6 protein-coding genes are annotated in these 8,102 nt (G+C 69.4%); 1 reads left to right on the forward strand and 5 read right to left on the reverse strand.

What is annotated here, in order from left to right; all coding sequences use genetic code 11:
- Positions 1–71: 71 nt before the first annotated feature.
- The 5 genes from atzF to AC3B6C_RS01600 all read right to left on the reverse strand — a co-directional run bounded on the left by atzF (position 72) and on the right by AC3B6C_RS01600 (position 7,177).
- Complete coding sequence (atzF, locus tag AC3B6C_RS01580) at positions 72–1,745, reverse strand: allophanate hydrolase (RefSeq protein WP_488374667.1); 1,674 nt, start codon at positions 1,743–1,745, stop codon at positions 72–74.
- The gene (locus AC3B6C_RS01585; protein WP_488374668.1) at positions 1,742–3,811 is read right to left on the reverse strand and encodes a 5-oxoprolinase/urea amidolyase family protein; all 2,070 of its coding nucleotides are present in this window, start codon (positions 3,809–3,811) and stop codon (positions 1,742–1,744) included. Before AC3B6C_RS01585 ends, atzF begins: the two co-directional genes overlap by 4 nt.
- A gap of 50 nt (positions 3,812–3,861) precedes the next feature.
- Complete coding sequence (locus AC3B6C_RS01590; RefSeq protein ID WP_488374669.1) at positions 3,862–4,542, reverse strand: urea amidolyase associated protein UAAP2; 681 nt, start codon at positions 4,540–4,542, stop codon at positions 3,862–3,864.
- Between the two features lie 25 nt (positions 4,543–4,567).
- Positions 4,568–5,419, reverse strand: a complete 852-nt coding sequence (locus AC3B6C_RS01595; RefSeq protein ID WP_488374670.1) for an urea amidolyase associated protein UAAP1 — start codon at positions 5,417–5,419, stop codon at positions 4,568–4,570.
- A gap of 192 nt (positions 5,420–5,611) precedes the next feature.
- A complete protein-coding gene (locus AC3B6C_RS01600) occupies positions 5,612–7,177 on the reverse strand; it encodes an amino acid permease (RefSeq protein WP_488374671.1) in 1,566 nt (521 codons plus the stop codon).
- A gap of 251 nt (positions 7,178–7,428) precedes the next feature.
- Here AC3B6C_RS01600 and AC3B6C_RS01605 point away from each other — a divergent pair, with 251 nt between their 5' ends.
- On the forward strand, positions 7,429–8,058 hold the full coding sequence (locus AC3B6C_RS01605; RefSeq protein WP_488374672.1) for a TetR/AcrR family transcriptional regulator: 630 nt from the start codon (positions 7,429–7,431) through the stop codon (positions 8,056–8,058).
- Positions 8,059–8,102: the final 44 nt, after the last annotated feature.

Here is an 8,102-nt window from a genome sequence, read left to right on the forward strand (position 1 = left end):
AGACGTCCCAGACTGGGCGTGAGACGGGTTCCGGCGCACGGGTTCCGGCGCAGACGAACCCGGTGACCGGGCTACCAGCGATCGCGGTCGAGACTCTGCCCGGAGGCGCCGGCGTCGGCGGCGCATCCGAAGCCGACGATCCAGCGGGCAGGTCCGGTCTCGCCGACGGCGATCTCGACCTTGCCCAGCATCATCGGTTCGGGGAGGGCGGCCAGGAAATCCCCGAGCGCTGCGGAAGGCACCGTCCAGACCTCGCCCCGGATCGCGCGGCCGGCAACCGGATCTCGGATCAGCCCCGGCTTCGGCGGGGTCGTGTCCAGCGCGACCAGGCGGTACGACGGGGTCGTGGTGACCTCACCCGCCCATCGGGCGCCGCGTTCGCCGAGCTCGTGGGTCAGCGGTCCGCCCCGCATGTGTGCGCCGAAGACCGCGAGCTCGATCGCGTCGCCGCGCTCCGCCCAGGACGGCGCCACCGTGTCGTCGCCCAGAAACCGGCGGGCCACATCGACGACGACAGCGTCGGCATGCGCGCGGCCCAGCAGTGTGATGCCGAATTGTGCTGTGCTGCCGTCCTCGTCGACGACCGTCCCGGCCGGTACCGCGAGGCCGCACAGGTCGAAGAGGTTGCAGAAGTTGGTGTAGGTGCCCATCCGCGAGTTGACGCCCACCGGGTCGGCGGCCACCTCGGCGAGGGTCGGGTGCGCCGGCGCGGTCGGCACCATCAGAACCGTGGCGTCGCCCCACTGCTCCATCGCCTCGGACCGCAGGTCCGCGAGCCGACGACGAGCCCGCAACAGGTCGACGGCCGAAAACCTCGCCGCGGCACCGATGATCGTCGACACGGTCGGGTCGATGCCGGCGTCATCGGGATCGGCGACGGAGCCGAGAAAGTCCCCCACCGCGTCGAACCGCTCGGCCACGAGCGCGTCGTCGTACAGGAGCCGGGCGGCCTCGAGGAACGGCGACAGGTCGATGGTCTTGACCATGAGCCCCGCCGCCTCGGCACGCAGCACCGCCTCGTCGAACGCGGCCCGCCACCGGTCGTCGAGCCCGGGCAGCTCGGTGGGCACCGCGACGACCGGGCGCTCGGGCGCGGCGTACGGGATCGACGTCGGGAAGGGTCGCAGGCCCTGCGCCCCGGCCATGGCCGCCATCGCACGGTCGGCCAGCGCGAGGTCGGCGGCGAAGACGGTGACGACGTCATAGCTCGCGCAGGCGGGCACCACTCCGGCGGTCGAGACCACACCGACGGTCGGCTTGATGCCGACGATGCCCTGCAGGCCGGCCGGCACCCGACCCGATCCGGCGGTGTCGGTTCCGATCGCGATGTCGGCGAATCCGAGGGCGACCGCCACCGCCGACCCGGAACTCGACCCGCCCGAGATGCGGTCGGGACGTCGCGAATCCCGCACCGCGCCATACGGACTACGAGTGCCCACCAGACCGGTTGCGAACTGGTCGAGGTTGGTCTTGCCCACCACCACCGCGCCGGCCGCGCGCAATGCGGCGACCGCGGGCGCATCGGACTCGGGGGTGAAGGCGAAACCGGGACATCCCGCGGTGGTCGGCAGACCGCCGACGTCGACGTTGTCCTTCACGGCGAGAAGCACGCCGGCCAAGGGGCCGCCCGCGGCGACGGACCGCTCGTACTCGGCTGCGACCTCACCGGCGGGTCGCAGGGTGATGAACACCTCCGGACGGTCTGCCTCGGCGATCCGCGCATACAGCTCGTCGATCCTGCTCATGCCACCTGCTCCTCGTCCTCTCTGATCCCCGCTGCCCCGGTGCCGGCGAGCTCTGCCCCGGCGGCTTTCGCCGCGAATTCGCCTTGCACCGACCACCGTTCGCGCTCTTCGGCCCGGGCGGTCTCCATCTTCTCCCGCCGGGTCGCGATGTCGGCGGCATGCTCGTCGAGGAATCGCTGGTGCGCGGCCAGCGAGAATTCACCGTCGACGATCTTCGTGCTCTCACCACGCCCGGCGGCGACGTCGGCCCGCATGTCGAGGAGTTCCTCCGAACTCACCGGGTACCAATGGATCCGGTCGAAGAACCGCAGCAGCCACGGATGCTCGGGGTCGAACGCCGGTGCCGGCAGCGGATGCCGGTGGTTCCACACCTGCGTGGTGCGGCCGACGAACTGGTAACCGCCCGGCCCCTCCATGCCGTAGATGCAGAGGTAGGCGCCGCCGATCCCCACCGCGTTCTCCGGCGTCCAGGTGCGGGCGGGGTTGTACTTGGTGGTGACGAGGCGATGCCGCGGGTCGAGCGGGACCGCAACCGGCGCACCGAGATAGACGTCCCCGAGGCCGAGCACGAGGTAGCTCGCATCGAAGACGGTACGGTACACGTCGTCGACGGAGTCCAGGCCGTTCATCCGCCGGATGAACTCGATGTTCCACGGGCACCACGGCGCATCGGATCGCACGCCCAGCATGTAGCGTTCGATCGCCTCCCGGGTGGCGGGATCGTCCCACGACAACGGCAGGTGCACAGTACGACTCGGCACCACGAGGTCCTCGGCGGCCGGCAGCTGGCTCTCGCATTCGGTCAGCCACTCCAGCATCTGCGCCTGCGACCACACGTCGGGATCCGCCTTCACCTGCAGCGAACGTATGCCCGGGGTGAGGTCGATGAGTCCGCGCGGCTTCTCCGCGGCGATCCGCTCGCCCAGCGCGTGCACCCGGGCACGCAGGGCGAGGTCGAGATGCATCTCGCCGTATTCGACGAGGATGTTGTCGTCACCGGAACGGCGGTAGGTCACAGAGGTCGATCCGTCCGCGGTCATCGTGGTCCCGAGGATTCCGTTGTCGGGATCGCCACCCGACGACCAGACGTCGACGAAGCTGGCCCGCCGGCCCAGACCGAGCTCGGAGGGTGAGGCGGCCCGGTCGCCGCGTACCGCGACGAACCTGATCGTGTCGCCCGGCTTCAGCTGGCCGAGCTTCCACCGTTGCGCGGTCGTCACGGTCACCGGACAGACGAATCCACCGAGACTCGGGCCGTCCGGACCGAGGAGGATGGGCGTGTCCCCGGTGAAGTCGAGAGCGCCGACGGAGTAGGCGGTGTCGTGGATGTTCGACGGGTGCAGTCCGGCCTCACCGCCGTCGTCGCGTGCCCATCGCGGTTTGGGGCCGATCAATCGGATTCCGGTCCGGTCGGAGTTGAAGTGCACCTCGTAGTCGGTCGCGAACAGGTCGGCGATGTCCTCGTCGGTGAAGAACTCCGGCGCTCCGTGGGGCCCCACGGTCACGGCCAGCTGCCACCTGTTGGTGAAGGCCGGCTGCTCGTCTCCGAGAATCCGACGCGGCGCCCCGGCCGGCGCGCCGAGCAGTTCGAGGCGGTCGCCGGCGACGAGCGCCCGGCCGTCGAGTCCGCCGAACCGGCCCATGGTGAAGGTCGACCGGCTGCCGAGATGATCGGCGGCGTCGAGCCCGCCGGCGACCGCGACGTAGGCCCGCATGCCCAGGACACCGGTCGAACCGATGTCGAGGACGTCACCCTCGGCGACAGTGAGCGGGACCCACTGCGGCACAGCCGCTCCGTTCACGGTCACGGGCACCGGCGCGCCGGTGACGGCGACGACCGCGGGCCGGTCGAACCGCAGTGCGGGTCCCATGAGCGTGATCTCCAGGCCGGCGGCGGTCTCCGGGTTGCCGACGGCGAGGTTGGCGAGCCGGAAGGACAGGTCGTCCATCGGGCCGGACGGCGGCACGCCGACCTTCCAGTACCCGACCCGGCCGGGCCAGTCCTGGATCGTGGTGAGCGGACCGGACCGGATTACGGTCACGGCACCCGGGGTGGTGGCAGTCATGATGGTGGATTCCTCGTCGGACTCGGTCGGCGCGCGGTGGGAGCGGATTCTCAGAACGGCCGGGTGACGATGACCCGGACCGCGGTGGGGTCGAATCCGTTGCAGGGGTTGTTGATCTGCGGGCAGTTGGAGATGAGCACCAGGGTGTCGACCTCGGCACGCAACGCCAGACGCTTACCAGGTGCGGACAACCCGTCGACGATCCCCAGCGAGCCGTCGGGGTCGACGGGCACGTTCATGAAGAAATTGACGTTGCCGACGAGGTCGGCCTTGCCGAGCCCGTGGCGGCTGCCCTCGATGAGGAAGTTCTCGACGCACGCGTGCTGATGTTTGGTGTGGTGCCCGTAACGCAGCGTGTTCGACTCCTGCGAGCATGCGCCGCCGAGGGTGTCGTGGTTGCCGACCTCGTCGGCGACGATCGTCATCAGCGCTGCGGAGTCGTGATCGCGGATCACACTGCCGGTGGTCAGGAAGATGTTGCCCTGCGCGGCGATGGTCGCCTGGGCCGAATACCGTCGGGACGTGTCGGCGGCCGCGTAGAACAGCGTGTCGACGGCCTGGTTGCCGTGGAGGTCGACGATGGTGAGGACGTCGCCGGCGGCGACGACACCCGACCACGGTGCGCGCTCGCCCACCTGCGCGTCGTCGACGACGGCGCCGGGGACGAGGGCGAGTTCGGCGGCGGGCGCCGAGGTGAAATCGGTGATGACTGCGGTGCTTGTCTCGGTCACGATGGTGTCCTCTCTGTTGGACGGCTCAGTGATGAGCCGCGGCCCAGACGTCTTCGGAGTTGGCGGCGGCGCGCTGGTACTCGGGGTCGGTCCCGGCGACGTCGGCCAGCAGGGCGTCGAGATCGCTCTGCGCCTGCCACGCCAGCACTTCCAGCGAGGTGGTGCCGAAGTCGGGCGACGGGTCGAGCGGATGCGCGGTGTTGACGACCGCCACCGTGCACGGCAGGTGCAGGATGAGGTCCACCGTCCGGCCCGGTCCGGCGCTCCCGGTCGAGCGCAGCGACCCGTCGGCGTCGACGGTGACGCCGTGGAAGAACGACAACGACGGGGCGACATCCGCGGGTGCCAGACCGTGCTTCGCCGCCGCCAGGGTGAACAGTTCACGGCCCGCCGGACTCGCCGAATGCACCTCGCCAGCTCCGTATTTCGCAGCGTTTCCGGCGAGAGTCGAGGTGCCGCACAGCGCGTCATGGTGGCCCGAGTCGTCGGCGACGACGGTCGCCAGCACCCGCCCCTGATCGCTGAGAAGCGGATGCCCCGCACCCAGATACGCCTGCCAGGGCACCTTGACGGTGTCGGCGACGTTGAGACGCTCCCACGGCGCGTCGGCGCGCCACAGCAGCAGGTGCGCGCAGGCCGCCCCCGCGACGTCGGTGAACCGCAGCCGGGTCCCCCGTGCCAGGACCTTGCTGGTGTACCGGCCGCCGGGAACGGTCTCCGCCCAGGTCAACGATGCGGCCGGCACGTCAGCGGGCGGGTTCGGCCAGGCCGATGCCGGCACCACCGGCATGCTGTCGGTGATCGCGCCGGCTTGTGCGCGGGCGTGTTCGCGGGCACCGGAGGTGGTCCCGGTACCGGGAGCGGTGATCGTGCTCATGGGAACTCCTTTGTCGTAGTGGGTGTTCGGCGTGCCCCTTCGAGGCTCGTCGCTTGCGCTCCTCGGAATAATCCGCTCCCTGAGGTGCGAGCGAAGCGACCAACTCCCTGCTCCCTGAGGTGCGAGCGAAGCAACCAACTCCCTGCTCCCTGAGGTGCGAGCGAAGCGAGCCTCGAAGGGTCGCGACCTGGATTACGCGGACAGGCGGGTGCTCACCGGTCGCGGATGCTCCTTGCCGCGGGGGTAGCAGGCGATCCCGACGAGGACGGTCGCCACGATGCAGATGGGTCCGGCCCAGCGCAGGATCGGCATCTCACCGGAGGGGTCGAAGACCTCGGCCCGCGGCCACGCCAGGTTGATCACCATCAGGGCGCCGTAGAGCACCGCCAGGGCGTTCACCACGATTCCGAAACGGCCGAGGCTGAACAACTTTCGCCCGCCGGCGTCGACGGCCGGGGTGTCTCCGCCGCGATGCGGCCAGCCCTGGAACCGTCGGTAGATCATCGGACCGGTGACGGCCAGGTAGGCGAGGTAGATGAGGATGATGCACACGCTGGCGAGGGTCGCGAAGATCGCGGAGTTGCCGACGTTGACCAGCAGGATGCCGATGCACAGCACACCGATCAGGATCGACGGCAGGATCGGTGTCCCGGTGCGGCTGTTGACGTGGGACAGCTGCGCCGAGAACGGGAGCCGGCCGTCGCGCGCCATCGAGAACATCAGCCGCGAGCAGGCGGTCTGGATCGCGAGGGTGCAGATGAAGATCGCGATCGCGACGTCGCAGAGCAGGACCTTGCCCCAGAAGCTCCCGAGAACCGAGTCGAGCACGTAGGGCAGTCCGCCGGTTGCGAGTTGCTCGTCGAGGGTCGGGGCCGCCATGAGGGTGCCGAGCAGCATCAGCCCGCCGCCGATGGCCGAGACGGTCAGCGCCATCCGGATGGTGCGGGGTGCGACGCGGCGCGGGTCCCGGGTCTCCTCGGCCAGTTCGCCTGCCGACCCGAACCCGACCATGACGTAGGCGGCCATGAGTCCGGAGACGATGAACGCCCAGATGTAGCCGGGTTGCTGACCGGGAACGCCGGTGTCGAAGACGACGTCGGGGCCGCGCTGCGCATGGGTGAACAGTGCCAGGATGACCGCCACGACGCCGACGAGTTCACAGACGACACCGATGCTGTTGACGCGGCTCATCCACCGGACACCGACACAGTTGATCGCGGTCACGATGACGAGCAGGACCGAGCCGAGCAGGACCGCGTTCGCCGCGCCGCTCGTGGTGGTGAGGGTCGGGTCGTCGCCGATGATCTGGAAGCCGATCCAGATCGACGGCAGGACGACCTGCAGGGCGATCGCGGCCGCGGCCGCGGTGACGATCTGCGCGATCATCATGAACCAGCCGCCGAACCAGCCGACGACCTCGCCGCCCATGCGCCGCGACCACTGGTAGATCGCACCCGAGATCGGGTACCGCGCAGCGATTTCGGCGAAGCACAGGGCGACCAGGAACTGGCCGGCGTAGACGATCGGCCAGGTCCAGAAGAAGGCCGGGCCGCCGAAGCCGAACCCCAGGCCGAACAGCTGGAAGATGGTGGTCAGGATGGAGACGAAGGAGAACCCGGCAGCGAAGGACGCGAACTTGCCGAGCGAACGGTGGAGTTGCTGGTCGTAGCCGAGTGCCGAGAGGTCATGGGCGTCGGCGTCCGGGACGCCGGCGGGCGAGGAGGGCGTCGCGGGAGCCACTTCGGGGGTGGAGGTCATGCGCGGTCTTCCTTTCGGAGAAGAAGCTCCACGTTGAGCACGGTGTGAGTCAGGCACTGTTTCCTGTCACCTGATAGGTAAGCCCTCGCTGATTTCTATCAATTGACAGAAATGTTCCGGTCGTGAAAACTCCGGTTACGTCCTCGTTACACGCCCTGGGCTTCCCCGACCTGCGGGTTCACGCGCGGCAGAAGCACGCGATTCGTCGGCTAGGGTCGAGAAATCGCCCCGACCGCACTGAGGAGACGAGCATGCCCACCGGCTCGAGCGCGCCCCCGACTCCGATCGGTCGCGGCCGACCGCGCCTGGTACCGGCCCGGCGACGCGGGCAGACCGCCCGCGAGGAGATCCTCGACGCCGCCGCAGAATTGTTCACCCGCCACGGGTACACCGGGACGTCGACGCGGATGATCGCCGAGGCGGTGGGCATCCGACAGGCGTCGATGTACCACTACTTCGGCACCAAGGACGACATCCTCGCAACGCTGCTGGAGACGACCGTGGTCGCCTCCCTCGAACGCGCGCGGGGGCTCCTCGACGGCGACGAACCCGCCCGGGCGCGACTCCTCGAACTCGCGCGATTCGACATCGATCAGCTGGCGCGGTCGCGCTGGAACCTCGGTGCGCTCTATCTCCTACCCGAGGTCGCCGATCAGCGATTCGTCGAATTCCGTTCGGCTCGACAGGAATTGGCCGTTTCGTATGCCGCACTGGCGGCTGCGGCGCTCGGCGACGACACCGACAAGCGCACGCTGCTCCCCTTCCGGTTGGTGGAGTCCGTCATCATGATGCGCGCCGACGAGCAGCGCGGCGAACTCGGCGAGCACACCGCCGCCGGTCTCGCCGACACCGTGATCGACGCAATCTCGCGGATTCTGTAGCAGCAGTGCGTATCTGGCGCGCATTGTCGCTACGGAATCCCGGG

It is taken from the genome of Gordonia sp. 11cp, from assembly GCF_057767225.1.

Bases quoted from the DNA above. Each gene is read 5' to 3' on its own strand.
- atzF (WP_488374667.1), bottom strand. From the start codon at position 1,745: ATGAGCAGGATCGACGAGCTGTATGCGCGGATCGCCGAGGCAGACCGT.
- AC3B6C_RS01585 (WP_488374668.1), bottom strand. From the start codon at position 3,811: ATGACTGCCACCACCCCGGGTGCCGTGACCGTAATCCGGTCCGGTCCG.
- AC3B6C_RS01600 (WP_488374671.1), bottom strand. From the start codon at position 7,177: ATGACCTCCACCCCCGAAGTGGCTCCCGCGACGCCCTCCTCGCCCGCC.
- AC3B6C_RS01595 (WP_488374670.1), bottom strand. From the start codon at position 5,419: ATGAGCACGATCACCGCTCCCGGTACCGGGACCACCTCCGGTGCCCGC.
- AC3B6C_RS01605 (WP_488374672.1), top strand. From the start codon at position 7,429: ATGCCCACCGGCTCGAGCGCGCCCCCGACTCCGATCGGTCGCGGCCGA.